Raw genomic sequence first — 1,163 nt, 5'->3', positions numbered from 1 at the left:
CCGGGGTTCCGCAGTTGATGTAGCGGGATAGTCCGCGAATCTGGGGATTGACGTGCGGAAACGTGCCGTCTGCTGGCGGGACGGCGTGTATCTAGGGGCTGGGGTTCGGGCTGGTCAGCGGCTGGGCGGGGTGAGCTGGTAGATCCTGGGCGGGGTGTCGATTTTGAGGGCGTAGAGCAGGTCGCGTTGGGATTTGGTGATCTCGGTGCGTTGCCGGAAGGTGCCGGCGGGGCCGGTGAAGGTGCCCAGGGTGATCCGGTCGAGCTCGCGGCGCAGGGTGGGCCAGGTCTGCCCGGTGGAGGTCTCGGCGATCCGGGCCAGCAGCAGCGCCAGCCAGCAGAGCAGGACGTGCGCGCGGATGCGCTGCTCCTTGCGGTGGAAGACCGGCCGCAGGTCGATGATCTGCTTCATGTCGCGCCAGCCCCGCTCAACCTCGAGGAGTTGCTTGTAGCCGAGCGCGATGTCCTCAGGAGTCATCTTCGGGTCCGAGGTGCGCAGCAGATACTTCCCGTCGAGGTTCTCCTCGGCCTTGATCCTCGCGGCGTCGATGCGCAGCAGCCCGCCGGGCGTGGTCCGCAGGTACCGGTTCAGGCCGGGCTTGGTGGAGATCACCCCGCGCAGCTCCGCCCGTTTGGTCGCGTTCAGCTGGTCGGTTCCCTCGATCAAGGTCGTGAGCTGGGCGAGCAGTCGTTCCCGGACCTTCTCGTCTCGCTGCGCGGCCTCGGGGTTGAAGCAGATGATGAACCGCTCGTCCTCGCGGATCCGGACCTCCTTGACCCGCAGGTTGTCGCGGATCTCCTGGTAGCGGCCCTGACGGGCGAGTGCTTCGGCGGCCTCGGCCGATCCGGAGCGGAGCTTCTCTCCGATGATGTAGTGGTGGTCGCCCTTGCGCAGGTGCAGCCGGTTGCGCTCGGAGGCGAAGCCGCGGTCGGCGACCCACACGATCCGCGACAACGTCCAGTCCCGCATATCGTCCTTGACCTGCCGGATCAGCGCGGAGTCGCCGGTCGCGCCGGGCCAGGACCACACCCGGACGGGGATGCCGGTGCGGGTGACGGCCATCCCGATCACGACCTGCGGCAGGTCATCGCGGTGGTCCTTGGACTTGCCGAACGACCGGAACCCCTTGCGCTTGTGATCGTCGGTGGCGTCCTGCTCGGGCA

The 1,163-nt window shown here is 67.8% G+C and carries 1 protein-coding gene; it reads right to left on the bottom strand.

Annotation, left to right across the window (positions count from 1 at the left end):
• Positions 1-114 precede the first annotated feature (114 nt).
• Positions 115-1,163 (bottom strand): IS1634 family transposase (locus tag ACWJ6R_RS36740; protein WP_449066611.1); only part of this gene is annotated, 1,049 nt, incomplete at its 5' end.

This window comes from Planomonospora algeriensis, from assembly GCF_977012225.1.
The sequence above is the reverse complement of the archived record's forward strand: the minus strand, read 5'-3'. Positions and strand labels throughout refer to the sequence as shown.